We start from the raw sequence: 18,144 nt of genomic DNA, 5'->3' as shown, positions 1-18,144 counted from the left end.
AGTTAGCGCCCATGCCGGGCGCACCAAAAAAAGTGTTGAGACAAAATTGTCTCAACACTTTTTTATAACTCCTAAATTTTATACGTTTCGTTTTTTAAAGACCAAGTACCCACAAAATAGGAAAACAACGATGTACCCTAGGTTTCCCCACACCATTTGATCAACCGATAATTTAGTTAGCGTTTTGTAGGAAGATTCAACCACCTGACTGGATAAATTCAGCATATTAATTGGATTCCATTTCAACCAGTCCCACTTAGCAATTAATATAAACATCAAATTAGCAATGATGCTGCTGGCAAAATAGCCAATAATACCTACTGAGACCGCCACCGTTGCATTTTTAAACAGCGTTGCCAAAAGTAACACTAGGGTCAAGATGAGCCATAATCCAATAAACTTTCCACCCATCGTAATCCCGAGGTTTTCAATTAACGTCCGGCCATTACTAGCGGTTTTTGTAAGTTCAAACGTATCATTAAACAAAACGACTTTTAAAATAATGGTCATAACAAACGTTAGGGCATACAGATAAACGGAATAGATAAACATCGTCAACCATTTGCTTACGATTACTTGGCCACGATTATATTTGCGGTATAAAAGCTCTTTAACCGTTCCGTATTGGAATTCCATTGAAACAATGGCCCCACAACCGGCAATCATTAAAAAGACCACCCATTCCGTTCCCGTAAAGTTTGATTTGAATAATCCTTCTGGATCAAAATAATTTGGATGTGCTTTGGCTAACCCTGCAAAAAGGCTCATTAGGACAATCAATAAAATTGTCGCAAAATAGGTACTTTTTTTATGCAGTAATTTAAATAGCTCTTGATTTATTAAAGTTAACATTTAGTTTCTCCCCCTATTCCGTCAGTTGATCATCAGCTAATAATGCCAATAACGATGTTTCCAAATCGCTTTGCTGATGTTGAATATCCAAAATTTCGATGTCATTTTCTACATATAATTTTAGAATTGGCATTAATTTTTGACCTTCATCTGCAAGAATCTGGACTTCGGAACCATCACCCAACGTATAACCAGCCTTAGTCAACAACTGTTTGGCGTGTTCATCATCAGCCGATTTAATCACAAGGTATTTCTTGCCTTGATCCATCAACGCTTGCATGGAAGATTGCGACACAATGCGCCCTTTATCAATCACCAACACATCATCGACTAACTTTTCGAGTTCACTTAAAATATGACTAGAAATTAAAATAGTTGCCCCATCTTGGGCTAATTTAGTAATAATATTGCGTAAATCCTTATTTGATTCCGGATCCAAACCATTCATCGGTTCATCTAACACGATAAAATGAGGATGATTAACCAAAGCTAACGCAATTCCTAGTTTTTGTTTCATCCCTAAAGAATAGGATTTCGCTTTTCGTTTAATATATTTAGTCATTCGCAATTCAGTGACTACTTCATCAATACGCTGCTTTTGATCATCACCAGTTGCAAATAATCGCAAGTGATCGAGACCACTCAAAAATGGATAAATGCCGGGATACTCAATTAAGGCTCCGACATGTTCTAAACTCGCATGTTTTGTTGCCGTCACTTTTTGTCCTTCAACAAGAATTTCGCCTTTAGAAAAATCTGTTAATCCTAAAACAGTTTTCATGATTGTTGATTTTCCTGCTCCATTAGGTCCCACAAGCCCCACAATGCGCCCTTTTTGCACGGTAAAATTAATATCATGTAAAACTTTTTTGCGTCCAAAACTCTTATCTAGATGTTTAACTTCCAGAATATTTGCCATATTTCCCTCCATAAAGTAAACCAGTTAGTTACTTACGTGATTAACTATACATGGCACATCTACTCCTGTCAAGGCACAAAAAAAGAAGACCAGTCAGTCTTCTTTCTATTTATTAGTCTTTTGACCAACGAATCCGAAATCATTTTCTTCTTAACTTGTTTACTGCAATATATTCTGAGCCCGATACGCATAATGCTTATATAGTCCCGCATAACGCGTATGATAATCCTTTTTCCATGGCTTATCACGGCCACAAAAATGCAAAATTACTGTATGTTGAATTACCCAATCAAGATCCCACTTACCGTTACTCAATCCGTAGTATAGGGGACTGCGCCGCGCATCAAAGTTATAAAGTTCATCAGGAATTTTCTTAATTTGGTGCCCATACAATCCGTTTAACACATCTTGGTCTGGTAAAAAAAGCGCCATTTTATTTTTATTAATATAGGCAATAATATCGTCAATTTTCACATTACTTCGAATCGCCTTTAAATTGAGCATCATAATTCCTGAATTATAATAACTTTCCGCTTCATAATTACCAAGTCGTAATTTGTTGATTGGCTCAGTGACATTATTAGACAGCGCAGAATGACTTGCTGCGGCATATAAAAAATTCCCTAAATCTAGCTGATAGAGTTTCGACAAATCATTAATCGCCAAAATATCGACGTCTAAGTATAGGATCCGCTCCATATCGCTGGGTAAATACTCTTGGGCCAACAACCGATAATAAATTGTTTCTGGATAGCGATCAGTCACCGGAGCGTCCTTTAAGAAAGTTTCTCCCAAAATAACAGGATGGTAATTTAAACCTAATTGGTGACAAAAGGTCATAATTTTTTTGGTTTTCTTTAACTTATTTTTCTGAATCACATACACATCAAAGGTATGGTTAGGCGTATTAACCGTGATTGAATAGAGGGTTGTGAGCAGCTGATCCACCACGTGATTATCAATAGCAAACAGTAAATTCATATCCGTAACATCTCCTAGCCCCATTATAATATAGCCATCATGGTAGAAGAAAGGATTATTTCAATTCAAAACAAAAAGAGTGGGAAATAAGGCGATTAGATTTCGAGCATACTACGTTGTCCATGGAACTAAAGTTGCTAAAGCAACAAGTTCTCATGGCAGCCTAGATAGCTTAACGATTCGGGTTAGGAATCATTTTGCTATCGTAGCTACTACTCTGCAAATGGAGATGATTTTCGTTCCGAAAATCTTTCATGCTTCGGGCGTTGGCCATTCTTGTGGTCGAAAATCAGACCGCAAGAAGCATGGCAAGCGGAGGAATCTGCCTTATTTTCCACGTTTTAGATATAATATTTGGGAATAAAAAAGGAAACCGAGAAAAATATTTTTCTCATTTCCTTATTTTATTCAAGCTTTTACGCAAGAGCCAGTGGCGCATCCAGTTGTGGACCATCACCACGACGGGCAAGAATCCATTCATCATAGTTCCACATTTCTGAACTTTCTCGACCAGCCGCATAGTCCCAATAGCTGTCCCGCTCAAATTCAAGGACTTCACTATTGGCACCAAGACCAACCCAGCAGTAGTTTCCCTCATCTGTAACATCAATATACTTAGCCCAGGTAATCGGAACTGTAATGGTTTCACCAGCATCATTAATATAAGTTCGTTCTTGATGACTGGTACTCAGACGATCAAGCCGATCACGATAGCTTCCATCAGGATCTACGTTTTTCCAAACAAGTTCAGCCTTTTCCCATGTCTGCTTTTTGTTAGGCATCTTACCATCGCTAGGATGAATCAAAGCCTTATACGCCATCACATAACCATCATCACGATATAAGACCACGACTCTTTCATGTTGAAGTGCCTCATCTTTCAACTTGGCCGGTTGATAACGTCGAAGATGAACTTGTTCACCATCTCGTGTGACGATTTTATCGTAAACTTGATGATAATCATCTGGAATTGGTAATTCTGAATACGTGTGCCCATTAATCTCAAGTGCTGCCATGTTTTTTATCCTCCTATGTCTTTTACCAAGGTAATGTTCCCACATTTTCCGTAAACGTACCAGTTACTTTCTCATCAAATGGTAGGCTAGCCATTTTGACAATCTGAGCAGCTCCGGCCTCTACACTATTCATACCTGGAATTTTTAATCCTTTTGGTCGCCCACCAAACTCAGTGTTTGTTGCACCAGGATTTACCGCGTTAACTATAATATCACTAGCCGATAATTCTTTACTGAAATCGATCGTTGCAAAATTTGCCGCAGCCTTAGATGCTTGGTACCCAACTGATGAAATACGGTAAAAACGTGATTGGGGATCCGTTGCTAACCCTAAAGAACCCATGTCACTAGACACATTTACAATTTTTGCCGGTCGTCCTTTTTTCAGTAAAGGAACCATCGCTTGCGTTACATCAAGTAAACCAAAGAAATTGACATCAAAAATCTTACGAATTTCATCAGTGCTCATTTCTGAAGCTTTTGTATGATGACCAAGTGTGATTCCAGCGTTATTAACCAAAACGCTTAAGTAACCAAACTTTTGTTTGATTTCATCAGCAGCATTCTGAATTTGAGCTTTATTCGTCACATCTAATTGAATAAATGTCGCTTTATACCCCTCTGCCTGCAATTTTTCAACCGCATTTTGGCCACGTTTAGCATCGCGTGCGCCAACTAAAATGTGCTGCCCTAATTTACCTAAGCCTTCCGCTGTAGCAAATCCAATTCCTTTATTAGCACCAGTGATTAAGGTAATGATTTCTTTTTCTGCCATTTGTTTTGCCATCCTTTTAGTTGAATCTAAAAAGACCGAACCTACATGCGTCAGTCTTTCTAAATTAGATTATGGTTATTATTTTAAGTTAAACAATTTTTCACTATTTTGATGAGAAATTTTGTCTTTCGTTTCCTCATCAATTTTGGCATTTTCCAAAAAATCTGCAACTTGTTCTTTACGCTGAAGGAAAGGAAAATCTTCGGCCCATAAAACATGATCTGGGCCCATTTCTGATAGAGCTAAAGTCATCTGAGGTTCAGTAAACATCCCCGATGCCGTTACATAAACGTTGTCACGATAATAATCAGAAAATTTACGATCCAAAGGTGGATGAACCATTCCAGTAAATTCGTCTAATCGTTCCAAAAAATTAGGGACATTTTCACCCCAATGGCCGGAGACTAAATGTAAGTTAGGATACTTATCAAACAATCCAGAGGCAATTAACCGAATCATTTGAGTTCCGGATTCAATATGCCAACCCCACCCTGCTAGTCCAATCATATCGCCAAGTTTATCTGAATAAGAGGGACTCTTATACAAGAGGTCACGTTCAGCTTTACTAATCATTCCGGGATGTAGATACAGCGGCACATTCAACTCTTCAGCTTCGGCAAAAATCGGTAAATATTGTGGCTCATCCAGAAAATGACCATTTGGCACACCAGCAATCAACGCTCCACTTAATCCTAACTCATTAATTGAACGCTTGAGTTCTTCTGCGGCCGCATCAGGATCACCAACTGGAAGGACAGCCAGTCCGGCAAAACGATCCGGATGTTTTTTGACCTGTTCTGCCAAGAAGTCATTGGATTTACGACAACCAGCAATTGATTCCTTAACGTCATCAAGTAATTGAGGAGAATGACCAGCATTGGAAATCACTTGCATCGTAATGCCGTATTTATCCATATACTTCAGTTTTTGATCAAAATCAGTCAACAGTTGCGTAACTGCACTCGGATTTTCACCTTTGGCATTAACCTGCGTTTTAAAATTGCCTTTTGTTGCTGGAGCAGGAATTTCGTAATGCTCTTCGACGGTAATAATTTTTCTCATCATAATCCTCCAATTTCTTTATATTGACGTTTAAAAGTTACTTATTATTTATTAAACCAGTCGTTAACTTGCGTCAAAAATTTATTAACTGACTTGGGTTCGTCCAACCCAGGCAAATCATCGCTAGCTTTAACACCCATGCCTTTCAAAACAATTGCGAGGTTCTTGTAGCTATCACGCGCACCTTCAACAGGTTTCACATCATCTGGAGTAACTGGTAATAAGGTATCACGCTCATAAACAGGAGTCATACTGTAAACTTTCCACTCGCCATTAACTTTCTTTACTGAATAAACTAATCGAACGTAGATCAAATTATCCATTGTTTTGCCTTGAACGGGTGTCCGACCTGTCATAGTTGTTACAATGACCGCCACAGCCTTATCACCATTCAACCACACAAGGGTTTCGTGTAATTTATGGGCTGGTAAGGAATCAGTTTGCGCATCAGGGGATGGTTTCGAAGCCTTCAAAAAGCCCTTAATGTCACCTTTATACCAAGAAATTTCAATCGTCGCATCATCGGTATAGCATGTGGCCATGCCATCCCATAAACCATAGTCCCGAGCGTATCGCTCATATTGCACTAATTCAGTAATCTGCTGTTTGTCTAGCATCTCTTCAACTGTATTTGTTGTGGGTCTTTGATTTTCAAATGTCATCATGAATCTTCCTCTCAAATTTTTTAACTTATTCTGCTCGTAACGCAACGGCTGCATCTTTCTTTGCTGCCATCCGGGCTGGAATGTGGCCACCCAACATGGTCAATACAGTCGAAACAATCACTAAGATAACGGCCTGGGTTGGGTTCAATACCGCAACTCCGGCTAGTCCGGTCACATTTTCCAAAATTGCATTGATTGGGAAAGTTAACGCCCAAGCAACGACAATTCCAAATACACCGGCACCGAATCCTAAGATAAACGTTTCGGCATCAAAGACACGCGTAATATCTTTTTTACGGGCACCTAAGGCTTTTAATACACCAATTTCTTTTGTCCGTTCCAAGACACTTGTGTATGTGATAATCGAAATCATAATCATGGAAGTGATCAATGAAATTCCGGCGAAGGCGACTAAGACGTACGTAATCGCGTCCATGATGCCCCCAGTCATGCTAGAAATGGTGCTTGCCAAATCCGTATAAACGACCTTGTTTGACTTGCTCTTACCCTGATTGTATTTATCTAAATAGGAAAGAACTTTATCTTTTTGTTTAAACTTAGTTGGATAAATTTGAATATTGGTTGGGGTTGAATCACCACCAAGCGTTGTCAAAATTGCCGAGCGAGCAGCTTTATCCATTTTTTGGCCAGTCATCACATTGTTGTCGCTCTTCTTTTGAGCAGCCACAACCTTCGAATCCTTATTAGCGTTTAAGACATCTTTGGTTAAATTAGCACTGTAGGCAATCCCGTTTGTGAGAATCCCGTCTGAATTACCAGATTTCTTTACCCGCAGGATTCCTTTAACCGTTAAAGTCTTCGTATTCGCTTTAGCAGCCATTTTTGAATAATCGGTTCCAGAAACATAATTACCAGTAGGTAGTTTTGTATAGTAATCATCATTTGCAACTACCTTAATTTTTGTACCCACTAAATCTTTATAATTGTACTTCTGGCCTTCTTTTACATTAAAACCAAGATTCTTTAATGCATTAATGTTCACGGTGTTATCTTTATCCACAACCAACACAATGTCAGTTGATTTCGTTGGATAACTTCCCGAAAGCACTTTATAGTAAGTTCTCAAGAAACTTTGTTTGCCATTCCGTTCCACTGGATAAACACTACCATTCATCCCTGTTGAAGCACTCATCGCGGCTCTTGCACTAGTTGAGGAACTGTCAGGATCATTCGTTGAAAACGTCACTGGCTTGTATTTGCCATTAACTTCGCGTAATAAATTCATTCCGGTCCCGTAACTCACCGCAATGTTTTTAGCATCTTTTTTAGGCATTTTATTCAAATAGTCAAGATAGTCAGTTGTAATTTTATTTGTATGTTGTGCTTTATCTTCAGCACTTTTTTCTGCCAACACTTGATTATTCTTAGCAGCCTTATTATTAGAATTATCAGAACTGCCACTACTACTTGAACTCATCGCACTCGGATCGTTACTAGTGGGCGAGACCGTCACTGGCATTGTCGATAAGGCATTACTTTGCGTTTGATCCACTTGCTTTTGGAACCCATTTGAAAGAGCCAAAACAACCGCAATACTAATAATCCCGATACTTGAGGCAAACACGGTCAGGAACGTTCGTCCTTTTTTGGTTCGAATATTTGTATAGGAAAGTTTAAGAGCCGTCCAATAACTCATTTTGGTGTTGTTTAATGAAAAATCAGACTGTTTCTGTTCTTCTTCAAACGGATTGGAATCGTTTTGTATTTGGCCATCCGCAAAATTGATAATCCGATCTGCATACTTGTTCGCAAGATCTGGATTATGAGTGACCATGATGACAAGGCGATCCTTACTTAAATCACGGATCAACTGCATAATTTCGTCACTTGTTTCGGAATCCAAAGCCCCCGTTGGTTCGTCTGCAAGGAGAATCTCTGGATCATTGGCAATTGCCCGTGCAATCGCTACCCGCTGCATTTGACCACCGGAAAGTTGATTTGGTTGTTTATACATTTGATCTTTTAAACCAACTCGAATTAAGGCGTCAGTCGCTTGCTTTTTCTTTTGCGCAGCGGGAACACCACTTAATGTCATTCCCATCTCCACATTTTCCATAATCGAAAGATGTGAAATTAGATTGTAGGACTGAAAAATAAAACCGACAGAATTATTTCGATAAGCATCCCATTCAGAATCTTTAAAATTTTTGGTAGATTTTCCTTTAATAAGAAGATCACCAGAATCATAGCGATCCAACCCGCCAATAATGTTCAGCATGGTTGTTTTCCCTGATCCACTAGGACCGAGAATTGCGACAAATTCTTGTTTGCGGAATTCGACTGAAACATCATCTTGTGCCTTTGTGACAGTGTCGCCAACGTGGTAATATTTGTTGATGTGACTTAATTTTAACAACGGCATATCCTCTTTTATAATTATTTTTTGATTATTTACGTTTGACAATTGTTAACTATAAGCACATACTTCATAATTGTCAACTATTAACAATGCTTAAATTTTTATTTAAAAAATGGGAGAGTTAACAAATGGAAACAGAATCCACCAGTAGTGATATTTTCGCAAAATTTTTTCAAACTTTTGCCCAAGTCATTTCACAAAGTCGATCTTTAGACGAGTTTGGGCTCACAAATCTACAAGCAACCACGTTAAGAAACGTCTATCAACATTCAGGAATCACTATGACGCAGCTTGCCCAAAGTGTTGGTATCACCAGACCTCAGCTCACACGGATCGTCAATACGCTTGAAGAACGTGGCCTTGTTCATCGTCACCATAATGAGAAAAACCGGCGTGTCATCAATGTTCAACAAACCCAAAAAGGCAAAAGAATTATAAAAAAGCATATGGAGCTCATTCAGTCGCGAATTCAACGTCTCGTCGGCTCCCTAGATGCCAACGATCAAGAAGCCCTAATCCATCATTTAAAAGAGAGCACTCGTTTGATAGAAAAAGCTGGGTTTGTTAAAACAGAAATTGAGAAAAAGTAAAATTAGATTATAAACGCAAATAGAGAATCTTTGCTATTTAAAAAACGTGGGAAATAAGGCGGATTATTCGGCCTTGTTTTCCACGTTTTTTAGGACAGCTTCTTGAAACACCTATAGAGATATAAGCACGTCTTACCGCGGGATACCATCCCGCTATCGTCGCCCTTATATCTCTATAGCTCCCGTTTCAATCCACTCACTTTTTTAGGACAGTTTCTTGAAACAGCTATAAAGATATAAGCACGCCTTACCGCGGGATGCCATCCCGCTATCGTCGTCCTTATATCTTTATAGCTCCCGTTTCAATCCACTCACTTTTTACCAATTCACAATAGCTTCTTTCATTCCTGCTATTAAAGTCTCCGTCATCTTTTCTTTATCTCTATATAACCCCAAATCTGTAAATTCAATAAAACCAAAAATAAGACTCATTAAAATTTGAACGTGTTGGTTTAATTTGCTTGGATCACTAGAACTTCGCTGCAATATTTTAGTCGGAATATCTCTTAATTCCATTATTTTTGCCACAATTTCATCGTGATCCTTAATTTTACTTACCAGCGTTAACATGCTGTTTAGTGAATGATTTTGTTCCGAAAATTCAAATATTGCCCTCGCAAAGGCTAAAATTGCTTCTTCGCCACTCAATCCAATCACCGCATCCTGCGCATAATCGATCAATTGATTTAGAAAAACTAGTACTACTTTTATTTGAAGTTCTTCTATATTAGCCACATATCGATACAAAGTTTGCGGTTGAACATTCAATTCACGCGCAAGCCCTCGATAAGATAAATCGTTAAAATCGCCTGCTTGCACTATTTCATAAGCCTTTCGAATAACAATTGCTGTTGATAAATTAGTTTTTCGTGCCATTTTTAATTTCTCCGATCTTTTTTTGTTGACATATTCACACCGTGAGTTTATTATACACAGTGTGAATTAATTAAATCAACCTTTAACAACGAAAGGAAGCTTTTATATGTATAAAAAAATTGATTTTCATGCACATTATCTCTCACCAGGTTTCAAATCATTTCTAAAAACTTATTTCGATGATCATGGCGACGGTGTTAAAACACCTGACTACACAATTGATTCAACTTTAAAAACAATGGCCGACAATAATGTTGAGTATTCCATTATTTCACTATCTTCACCACATATTTCAAATACAAACGATGCTGGTAAAACTAGCGATTTAGCCACTGAAGCTAACGAGTATGGTGCTAAGCAACAGCAAACTTATCCAGATAAAATTGGTTTTGCAGCTTCATTGCCACTTCCATATGTTGATGAAAGCATTGCCGAAATTGATCGTGCCCGAGCAAATCACGCTTCTGCTTTTACATTGCCAACTAACGCTAATGGTACCTATCTTGGTGATCCAAGTTTAGATCCCATCATGGAAAAATTAAACGAACAAAAAACACTAGTTATGTTGCATCCAAATGAACCAAAACCAATTGCAAAAGATGTTAATAGTGAGTTGCCAGCGCCGATCATGGAATTCTTCTTTGATACTACCCGAGCGGTCACCAATATGGTGTTACACAGTGTCTTCACTCGTTATACCAATATTAAATTCATTATTCCACATGCTGGTGCCTTACTCCCAGTTATTTCAGATCGACTTTCACTTGCACAGAAACTCAATCCTGATTTGAAAGACGACCAAGTAGATATGGGCAGTGTTTTAGCAACACAGTACTTTGATGTTGCCGGAATGGTTCTTCCCCATCAACTACCAGTGCTTCAACAAGTTTCGGATCCTACGCATTTGTTGTACGCAACCGACGCTCCATATACACCAGCACCACAAGTTATCCAACTAACTAAAGAGTTAGAAAATACTGGCGTCTTATCCGAAGCAACTAAGCAAATGATTTTCTATAAGAACGGTAAACAATTACTGGATGAACTTAAATAAATAAATATAATTCGAGGAGTGTTTAATATGAGTGAATTAAAATTAGATGGTGCAACGTTACATTATGAAACAGTTGGAGAAGGCCCCGTTTTAATCTTTGTTCCTGGTGCAAATGGGACAGGTAACATCTTCAGCCACGCTGCTGATTATTTGAAAGATAGTTACAAAGTTGTTATGTACGACCGCCGTAACTATGGTGAAAGCGAATTAACAAAGCCTTTGCCTGATGGGATTAGCGATCCGCATGATACTTACCGCATCAAGACTGATGCTAGTGATTTGGCTGCTTTAGCAAAAGCCGTCAGTGATGAACCCGTCTCTATTCTTGGCAGTAGTTCCGGTTCAATTGTTGTGATGGAAACTCTACAAGATTATCCTGAAATCTTCAAGAAAGTTTTGATTCATGAATCACCTATCAACGTTTTCCGATCAGATGCAAAACAACAACAAGATAATAATCAAACCGTTGTTGATGTTGCCCAAACTGAAGGTATGATGCCAGCCATGCAAAAATTTGGTGAATTTATGCGAATCGGCGCAATTGATGCTAAAATGATGTCAAAACCAGCAACAAATGTTTCTAATATCAACGATGCTGCTGTAAATGCAACCAATGCAAAAACACGTGGCCAAGCCTTTTGGTTTGTGAATGAAATCCGTCAGTATACAAGTCGCAAGATTGATTTTTCAATCTTCGAAAAGAACCGTGACAAGCTCGTTTTGCTTGTTGGTACGGATTCACACAACTCATTCCCAGTTGAAGTCACCAAAGATATTTCAACTAAGGTAAATGTACCAGTCACACAAATTCCTGGTGGTCACTTGGGTTACGCCCAATTACCAGAAGGTTTTGCCAAAGTCTTGAAACAAGTTTTAGCTTAAATAAATACGTAAAAGGCCTCCATTTCAAAGCGAAGTGGAGGCCTTTTATGTGCTTTCTAATAACTAAAGGTTGAAAGTACAAAGTTTTACCTAAATGCCTGGTAAAAAGGGCTCACAATAAGAAAATTAGTTTAGATTTCGTCTTCCAGCAATTTGGGCTGGAACGTAGTGGGCACGACTTAGAGCCGAAATACACGTCTCTAAGCTCGGCCTTTATCTAAGCAATAAATTGCTAAGACAAACGACACTACTGAGCCCATTTGCTTCCAGACTGTTTAAATTTTTAAAACTAATTATATTTAGCGAAAAGCTTGTTATGATAACGTTCATACGGGCTATCTAAAGACAACGACTTCACCAGGTCGGAGGCGTTTTGGCCTCAGGGGTGAAATTTATCTTAGCGATTTTCGCTTAGATAAAGGTCGAGTTTGAAGATAAGTGACTTTCTTGGCTTCAAATCGTGCCCGCTATTACGCATAAAGGTCGGTTTTCGTACCGAAAACCCGCAATGCTTCATACGCTGTCGATTCTAGTGGCAAAGATAGCCGCAAGAACTCGCACCCCGCTCCAGGCCAAGTGAGCCGGAGAGCGGCAATTAACTTGATTTTGGTGGACTAAACTACTTAATAGTTAATAGCAGTGACTGAAACCATTTTTGTACTTTCAACCTTTTAATAACTAACTTTTGTGTTGCCAAACCGTCTGATCAAGCGCATCCCATGGGTGGCATTCCGTTTTACTTTAACGCCAGTAATCGAATGGCCCCTTCGTGCGTATAATTGAATCGCTGATCGACTGGCATGATAGCCGGTAAATGAATTATTTTGAATTGAAACCGAAGTCGTATGCGGCATGTGACCATACTGATTGGAAATGATAATTCCATTTTCTGGACGTGCTCGTTTTAACGTCGTACTGAAAGTATTATGCGTAACTGTCAATGATTTCGAAGACTCAAAATGAACCGGAGCTCCAAAATACGTAACATCTGCACCCATGCCACTTAAACGAACCGCATTTTTAACCGTGTTGTCAGAAAATGTAATGTGGGCAATCATCCGTCGATTACTGCTAATCGTATCATGTTGACCAATTGCAACTTGGGCTAATGAAACCAACTTTTTTCCGCTATATTCCGGTGCCCAGGTATTGTGCGTAACTGTAATATACGTCGATGGGGCGCCGTTAAAATGACCCTTCCCATACTTATTAAAACCAGGACCACCACTATTAAAATTAGCATAGTCGGTTTGAATCGATTCACCGTATTCACCATGGTTCCCATTTTTACGCATAACTTTGGTACTCAAAGTGTGTCCATAGCCATAGAAGTGGCTTTTTGTAATTGAAACATGTGAGCAACCCATCAAATCAAAGATGTGACCACCAATTCCACAGGCTTGATGGAAAGTTAGTCCGTTAAACGTGGCTTTGCTAATTCGTAGCAAACGAAATTCATGGCCGCCACCATAAAATATCCCGCCACGCCAGTTTAGTCCCCGACCTAACACGCTATAAAAGAAACCAGATTTCCCAGTGAAAGTTGCCTTAGTTGCGTTAACATGCACATTTGAAGCCAGTGGTAATTTAACGTTGGAACTCATTTTAAAGTTTCCAACCAAGGTTACCGTTTTACCTGCACGAGCCTTCTTAAATTGGCTATTCAGCGTAGAACTGCCTTGCTGGGAAACGTTAACCGTAATTTTTTTAGTAATTCCTTGGCAAGCAACTGTAATTGTCGCTTTACCGGCCCTCTTTCCATTTATCAATCCGTTTTTGGAAACACTCACAATACTGGCATGGTTAGATTTCCACGAAAAATGAGCGTTTTTACGTTAGTAATTTTGCCTTTTAACTGTTTACTAGCCCCAACATTGACAGCAGAACTCCCTGTAAGACTCAAATTAGGCCTTGGAACAGTCACCACAATTTGTTTTGTTTGCCCTTGATAAGTAAGTGTAATTGTTGTTTTACCAGCTCTTTTACCTTTTACAAGTCCTTTTTGGGTGACCGTAGCGATGTCAGATCGACTTGAAGACCAAACTGGTTTAGCATTCTTTACGTTTGTGACATTTCCTTTTAACTGATCGTTAGCTCCAATGATAACCGTTGAACTTCCCGTCAAATTTAGCTTTGGCACCACCGCTGATGATCCTTCTGCTGATGAAGATGCCTTGATGGATTCTGATTGAGAAGGCTCGTTTGAAGCCGATGAACTTGAAGAGCTTACGGAATCTGCCGTTGAAGCTTGAACCGAAATTCCTTGATATGTATAGATCAAACCAAATAACACTAAAAAAGTGCTAAGATAAAACACGAATTTTTTCATAATATAATAATATCTCCCCTATGCTATATAGCTTATCACTTTTTAAAATATAATTTTTGAATACTTTTGATTATCCTGTGCACAAAAAGTGCCAATCTTATTCAATAGATTGGCACTTTTCGAATCATGCTATAAATTATTGTTCAAAAAAATAGGTTTTTTATTATAATATGATAGCCTCAAGCCCTTTTTTATTGCTATACTCTATACAGAGCGTATAAGCGGGTACAAAGAGCGCCAAATCGGGAAGAAGGATTCCAGCATGCAGGTCAAACTTCAAGACATCAAACTAACTTATGAAAAACATCATAATATTTTTGAACGTCTCAACTGCACATTTAATGACGGTGAATTAGTTGCGCTGCTTGGCCCAAGTGGGAGCGGAAAAACGACGATGCTTAATTTAATAGCTGGGCTTCTAACGCCCACGACTGGAAAAATTTTGTTTAATGAGTCAGACGTCACCAAACAAGACGTCCGTGCTCGCAATATCGGGATGGTGTTTCAAGATTATGCACTATATCCGCATTTAAGTGTGCTGGATAATATCGCCTTTCCCTTTAAAATGGCGCACGTTAAAAAATCAGCGCGTCGCAAACAAGCCCAAAAGCTTGCTAAGTTAGTTCATGTTGAAACACAATTAGCTAAATTACCTCGTGAACTTTCTGGTGGCCAACAGCAACGCGTTGCCATTGCCCGGGCCTTGGCTAAAGATCCGGCAATTTTATTGTTGGATGAACCACTGTCAAACCTTGATGCTACTTTGCGAATCGAATTACGTGATGAAATTCGCCGAATCCAACAAACTACCGGTGTGACCACGGTTTTTGTGACCCATGATCAAAGTGACGCCTTACAAATTGCTGATAAAATCATCGTGCTTGCTAATGGTCAAATTCAACAAATTGGTACTGGAACTGAGTTGTATCATCACCCACATAATCTCTTTGTCGCTCAATTCGTGGGGACACCAAAAATTAATCTAATTCCCATTGCAGAGTTCAAACCATACATAACACCCACGATTCCAGACGATATTTTGGTCAAAGCTACAACCATTGGGATTCGCAGTGAAGCTGTTTCACTAAATTCCATAGAGCAACCCGTCATTGCCAAAATTCCAGCAATAATTGAAAAACAGAATCAATTTGGACGTGAAATACGAACCCATATCTGTTTTCAAACCAGTCAATTAATCAGCACAGCAATTTCTGAGACTACCGCCAGTTCACAGGCCATTTCAGTCTATGTGCTTGCGAAGGGTTGCTACCTATTTAACCGCGATGGTGAATGTATTTGGGCAGGTGATGAACATGATTAACGCCAAGCCAACGCTAAAGTCTACCTTTAAAGCGTTACTGTACCTTGCACCTTTATTAATCATTACCTTGGTATTCACGATCTGGCCACTAATCAGTTCTTTTTTGATGAGTTTTTACACCAAATATAATTACTTCACAAACAAAGTCAGTGCATTAGGTGGCGCAAATTTCGTTTATCTTTGGCACGATCCTGATTTTCATTTAGCAGTCCGCAATACCCTTATTTTTGTCGTCATTGTGGTCCCTGTAACTGTTCTGCTATCTTTGGGAATCGCCCTGCTACTTAATCGTATCAACCGGTTAGCAAGCTTTTTTCGTACAATTTATTTTTTACCTTTCGTAACCTCAACTGTGGCCATTGCTTTAGTTTGGAACTGGATTTTTCACTACAATCATGGCTTACTAAATCAACTATTAAGTTGCTTTGGCGTTCACCCGATTGATTGGTTAAACAATCCTCGTTACTCCCTAATTGCATTAATCATCGTCTGCATTTGGCGAGAATTAGGGTTTAATATCATTTTGTTTTTGGCTGGTCTCAATAACATTGATCGTCGGTATTACAGAGCCGCCAGTGTTGATGGCGCTAGTTCCAAACAGCAGCTTACAAATATCACATGGCCATTGTTAACATCAACTATCGTTTTAGTCACCGTTAACGCAATTATCACTAGTTTCAAAGTTTTTGATCAGGTTTTTGCGTTATTTCATGGTACTGCCGGACCGGCAAATGCGGATCTGACTATGATGTATTATCTATATCAAAAATTTTATGTTGAAAACCAGTACACAGTCGCAGCTGCTAGTGGCATTGTCCTGTTTGGGTTCATTGCCATTGTAACTATTCTGGCATGCTGGTATTTTCGCCGTCACGCTAAACTATTAGGTGGTAACCAGTTATGAAGAAAGCTTGCAAAAATATCATTAGCTATACGTTACTCAGCCTCGGAGCTGCTGTTATGCTCCTCCCTTTTATCTGGATGCTTGTGACGAGCTTAAAAACGCCAGCCGAAGCCATTGTCATCCCAAAAATGTGGTTACCGAAAACTTTGCAATGGACTAACTATGTCCAGGCTTGGCATGCTGCTCCGTTTGCCCGTTACTATCTCAATTCATTGCTTGTAACCAGTGTAACTACCCTAGGCCAATTATTCACCAGTATTTTGGCTGCATTTGCTTTTACCCACCTGCAATTTTATGGACGGCGAACGCTTTTTGCAGTTCTGATTGCTTTAATGATGGTTCCGGGTGAACTACTTTTAATCCCAAACTTTGTTACGTTAGCCCATTTACATTGGATCGATACCTACGCTGCCTTAATTGTTCCTTGGCTTGCCAGTATTTTTACGATGTTTGTTTTGCGTCAAGCTTTCCAAGCGCAACCCCGATCGACCTACTATGCCGCGCGCATTGATGGTGCCAATGACTGGCAGTATCTTTGGCACATTTTGGTACCCGCCAATCGCACCACCATCACAGCCGTCGCAGTTTTACAAATTATTGGTTCTTGGAATTCTTTCATGTGGCCACTGATTGTCACCAATTCAGATCGATTACGAACATTACCAGTAGGTCTAACTGCTTTTACCAGTGAAGTAGGCACCAACTACCCGTTATTAATGGCCGCCACTTTATTTGTTATTTTACCGTTACTAGTTTTGTACTTACTGCTTCAAAAATACATTATTGCCGGCATTACTAAAGCCGATTTGAAAGGATAATTATCATGAAACGATTACGTCATCTACTTTTACTCAGCTTTTTTGCACTAGCAATCATCACTACATTCAGTGCCTGTGCCAGTAAACAGGCCAACACCTCAACAAATCGGGTCAAAATCACTTTTTGGCATGGCATGACTGGTGACCGCAAAACTGCCTTAAATAAAATCATTCGTAATTTCAATGAATCTCAATCAAAATATCAAGTTGTGGGAAGCTCACAAGGTGACTTTGCCAGTGTCCAACAAAAAATTACCGCCGCGGCTAAGTCCAAGACACTGCCTACGATTGCACAAACTGCATATACTAATGTTCCGGAATACGTCCGTGGTGGGTTTATCACCCCGTTTAATTCCTACATCAGTAAATCCGACCTCAGTGATATTTATCCAGTATTTTTACAATCAAGTACCTACCAAGGTAAATATTATGCAATGCCGTTTTCAAAATCAGTACGTATTTTGTTTTACAACAAAGACTTATTAAAAAAATATGGTCTCAGTGTCCCTGCCACTTGGACAGATATTCAAAAAGATGGTATAAAGCTCAAAGCAAGAGGAATCACTGCAATAGCATTTGATCAGAGCTTTTTAACTGAATTGGGAGGCCTTTGCCGGCAGGCCGGCACACCACTACTTACCAATAAACTAAAGACTAATTTGGGGAAAAAACAAACACTGACTGCTACACGTATGTGTCAAGTTTTAGTAGGTTGTACTT

At 39.2% G+C, this 18,144-nt stretch carries 18 protein-coding genes; 7 read left to right on the top strand and 11 right to left on the bottom strand.

Going from position 1 to position 18,144, the window contains the following annotated elements; translation table 11 throughout:
- Positions 1–78: 78 nt before the first annotated feature.
- The 8 genes from IV84_RS06075 to IV84_RS06040 form a co-directional block, all read right to left on the bottom strand.
- Entirely contained in the window at positions 79–852 is a 774-nt protein-coding gene (locus IV84_RS06075) for an ABC transporter permease (RefSeq protein WP_046871742.1), read from the bottom strand.
- A 13-nt stretch (positions 853–865) separates the two neighbouring features.
- The gene (locus IV84_RS06070; RefSeq protein ID WP_056986251.1) at positions 866–1,771 is read right to left on the bottom strand and encodes an ABC transporter ATP-binding protein; all 906 of its coding nucleotides are present in this window, start codon (positions 1,769–1,771) and stop codon (positions 866–868) included.
- A gap of 159 nt (positions 1,772–1,930) precedes the next feature.
- Entirely contained in the window at positions 1,931–2,752 is an 822-nt protein-coding gene (locus IV84_RS06065) for a glycosyltransferase family 8 protein (protein ID WP_046871744.1), read from the bottom strand.
- Positions 2,753–3,168: 416 nt separating this feature from the next.
- Positions 3,169–3,768, bottom strand: coding sequence for a hypothetical protein (locus tag IV84_RS06060; protein WP_046871745.1), 600 nt, complete (start codon positions 3,766–3,768; stop codon positions 3,169–3,171).
- Between the two features lie 22 nt (positions 3,769–3,790).
- Positions 3,791–4,543 carry an SDR family NAD(P)-dependent oxidoreductase gene (locus tag IV84_RS06055; RefSeq protein ID WP_046871746.1) on the bottom strand — a complete coding sequence of 251 codons (753 nt, stop codon included), beginning with the start codon at positions 4,541–4,543 and terminating at the stop codon, positions 3,791–3,793.
- Positions 4,544–4,621: 78 nt separating this feature from the next.
- Positions 4,622–5,605 (bottom strand): amidohydrolase family protein, encoded by a 984-nt coding sequence (locus IV84_RS06050; RefSeq protein WP_046871747.1) that lies wholly within the window; start codon positions 5,603–5,605, stop codon positions 4,622–4,624.
- A gap of 44 nt (positions 5,606–5,649) precedes the next feature.
- On the bottom strand, positions 5,650–6,270 hold the full coding sequence (locus IV84_RS06045) for a nuclear transport factor 2 family protein (protein WP_158231695.1): 621 nt from the start codon (positions 6,268–6,270) through the stop codon (positions 5,650–5,652).
- 25 nt (positions 6,271–6,295) lie between these two features.
- The gene (locus tag IV84_RS06040; RefSeq protein WP_046871749.1) at positions 6,296–8,647 is read right to left on the bottom strand and encodes an ABC transporter ATP-binding protein/permease; all 2,352 of its coding nucleotides are present in this window, start codon (positions 8,645–8,647) and stop codon (positions 6,296–6,298) included.
- 131 nt (positions 8,648–8,778) lie between these two features.
- Between IV84_RS06040 and IV84_RS06035 the strand changes: the two genes are divergently transcribed.
- Positions 8,779–9,240, top strand: a complete 462-nt coding sequence (locus IV84_RS06035; RefSeq protein WP_046871750.1) for a MarR family winged helix-turn-helix transcriptional regulator — start codon at positions 8,779–8,781, stop codon at positions 9,238–9,240.
- A gap of 318 nt (positions 9,241–9,558) precedes the next feature.
- Here IV84_RS06035 and IV84_RS06030 read toward each other — a convergent pair whose 3' ends face one another.
- Positions 9,559–10,116: a TetR/AcrR family transcriptional regulator gene (locus IV84_RS06030; protein ID WP_046871751.1), complete on the bottom strand. Its 558-nt coding sequence runs from the start codon at positions 10,114–10,116 to the stop codon at positions 9,559–9,561.
- A 106-nt stretch (positions 10,117–10,222) separates the two neighbouring features.
- Between IV84_RS06030 and IV84_RS06025 the strand changes: the two genes are divergently transcribed.
- Together IV84_RS06025 and IV84_RS06020 are read left to right on the top strand one after the other, a co-directional pair.
- On the top strand, positions 10,223–11,170 hold the full coding sequence (locus tag IV84_RS06025; protein WP_046871752.1) for an amidohydrolase family protein: 948 nt from the start codon (positions 10,223–10,225) through the stop codon (positions 11,168–11,170).
- A 27-nt stretch (positions 11,171–11,197) separates the two neighbouring features.
- On the top strand, positions 11,198–12,052 hold the full coding sequence (locus IV84_RS06020) for an alpha/beta fold hydrolase (protein ID WP_046871753.1): 855 nt from the start codon (positions 11,198–11,200) through the stop codon (positions 12,050–12,052).
- A gap of 671 nt (positions 12,053–12,723) precedes the next feature.
- Here IV84_RS06020 and IV84_RS06015 read toward each other — a convergent pair.
- Both IV84_RS06015 and IV84_RS06010 read right to left on the bottom strand, forming a co-directional pair.
- Entirely contained in the window at positions 12,724–13,842 is a 1,119-nt protein-coding gene (locus tag IV84_RS06015; protein ID WP_056986250.1) for a hypothetical protein, read from the bottom strand.
- Positions 13,839–14,381: an Ig-like domain-containing protein gene (locus tag IV84_RS06010; protein ID WP_056986249.1), complete on the bottom strand. Its 543-nt coding sequence runs from the start codon at positions 14,379–14,381 to the stop codon at positions 13,839–13,841. Before IV84_RS06010 ends, IV84_RS06015 begins: the two co-directional genes overlap by 4 nt.
- Positions 14,382–14,643: 262 nt before the next feature.
- Here IV84_RS06010 and IV84_RS06005 point away from each other — a divergent pair, with 262 nt between their 5' ends.
- The 4 genes from IV84_RS06005 to IV84_RS05990 form a co-directional block, all read left to right on the top strand.
- The gene (locus IV84_RS06005; protein WP_046871755.1) at positions 14,644–15,702 is read left to right on the top strand and encodes an ABC transporter ATP-binding protein; all 1,059 of its coding nucleotides are present in this window, start codon (positions 14,644–14,646) and stop codon (positions 15,700–15,702) included.
- Positions 15,695–16,606, top strand: a complete 912-nt coding sequence (locus tag IV84_RS06000) for a carbohydrate ABC transporter permease (RefSeq protein WP_046871756.1) — start codon at positions 15,695–15,697, stop codon at positions 16,604–16,606. The genes IV84_RS06005 and IV84_RS06000 overlap by 8 nt, the downstream gene beginning before the upstream one ends.
- The gene (locus IV84_RS05995; RefSeq protein WP_046871757.1) at positions 16,603–17,424 is read left to right on the top strand and encodes a carbohydrate ABC transporter permease; all 822 of its coding nucleotides are present in this window, start codon (positions 16,603–16,605) and stop codon (positions 17,422–17,424) included. The genes IV84_RS06000 and IV84_RS05995 overlap by 4 nt, the downstream gene beginning before the upstream one ends.
- Positions 17,425–17,429: 5 nt before the next feature.
- A partial coding sequence (locus IV84_RS05990) for an extracellular solute-binding protein (RefSeq protein WP_155515906.1) occupies positions 17,430–18,144 on the top strand: 715 nt, incomplete at its 3' end.

Origin of the sequence: Pediococcus damnosus (assembly GCF_001437255.1) — a bacterium.
GTDB lineage: Bacteria > Bacillota > Bacilli > Lactobacillales > Lactobacillaceae > Pediococcus > Pediococcus damnosus.
This window is presented reverse-complemented; position numbering and strand designations above follow the sequence as displayed.

Coding starts and splice junctions, on each gene's coding strand:
- IV84_RS06010 (WP_056986249.1), bottom strand. CDS start 14,381: ATGAAAAAATTCGTGTTTTATCTTAGCACTTTTTTAGTGTTATTTGGT.
- IV84_RS06050 (WP_046871747.1), bottom strand. CDS start 5,605: ATGAGAAAAATTATTACCGTCGAAGAGCATTACGAAATTCCTGCTCCA.
- IV84_RS06020 (WP_046871753.1), top strand. CDS start 11,198: ATGAGTGAATTAAAATTAGATGGTGCAACGTTACATTATGAAACAGTT.
- IV84_RS06000 (WP_046871756.1), top strand. CDS start 15,695: ATGATTAACGCCAAGCCAACGCTAAAGTCTACCTTTAAAGCGTTACTG.
- IV84_RS06075 (WP_046871742.1), bottom strand. CDS start 852: ATGTTAACTTTAATAAATCAAGAGCTATTTAAATTACTGCATAAAAAA.
- IV84_RS06060 (WP_046871745.1), bottom strand. CDS start 3,768: ATGGCAGCACTTGAGATTAATGGGCACACGTATTCAGAATTACCAATT.
- IV84_RS06030 (WP_046871751.1), bottom strand. CDS start 10,116: ATGGCACGAAAAACTAATTTATCAACAGCAATTGTTATTCGAAAGGCT.
- IV84_RS06045 (WP_158231695.1), bottom strand. CDS start 6,270: ATGATGACATTTGAAAATCAAAGACCCACAACAAATACAGTTGAAGAG.
- IV84_RS06065 (WP_046871744.1), bottom strand. CDS start 2,752: ATGAATTTACTGTTTGCTATTGATAATCACGTGGTGGATCAGCTGCTC.
- IV84_RS06005 (WP_046871755.1), top strand. CDS start 14,644: ATGCAGGTCAAACTTCAAGACATCAAACTAACTTATGAAAAACATCAT.
- IV84_RS06025 (WP_046871752.1), top strand. CDS start 10,223: ATGTATAAAAAAATTGATTTTCATGCACATTATCTCTCACCAGGTTTC.
- IV84_RS05995 (WP_046871757.1), top strand. CDS start 16,603: ATGAAGAAAGCTTGCAAAAATATCATTAGCTATACGTTACTCAGCCTC.
- IV84_RS06070 (WP_056986251.1), bottom strand. CDS start 1,771: ATGGCAAATATTCTGGAAGTTAAACATCTAGATAAGAGTTTTGGACGC.
- IV84_RS06035 (WP_046871750.1), top strand. CDS start 8,779: ATGGAAACAGAATCCACCAGTAGTGATATTTTCGCAAAATTTTTTCAA.
- IV84_RS06055 (WP_046871746.1), bottom strand. CDS start 4,543: ATGGCAGAAAAAGAAATCATTACCTTAATCACTGGTGCTAATAAAGGA.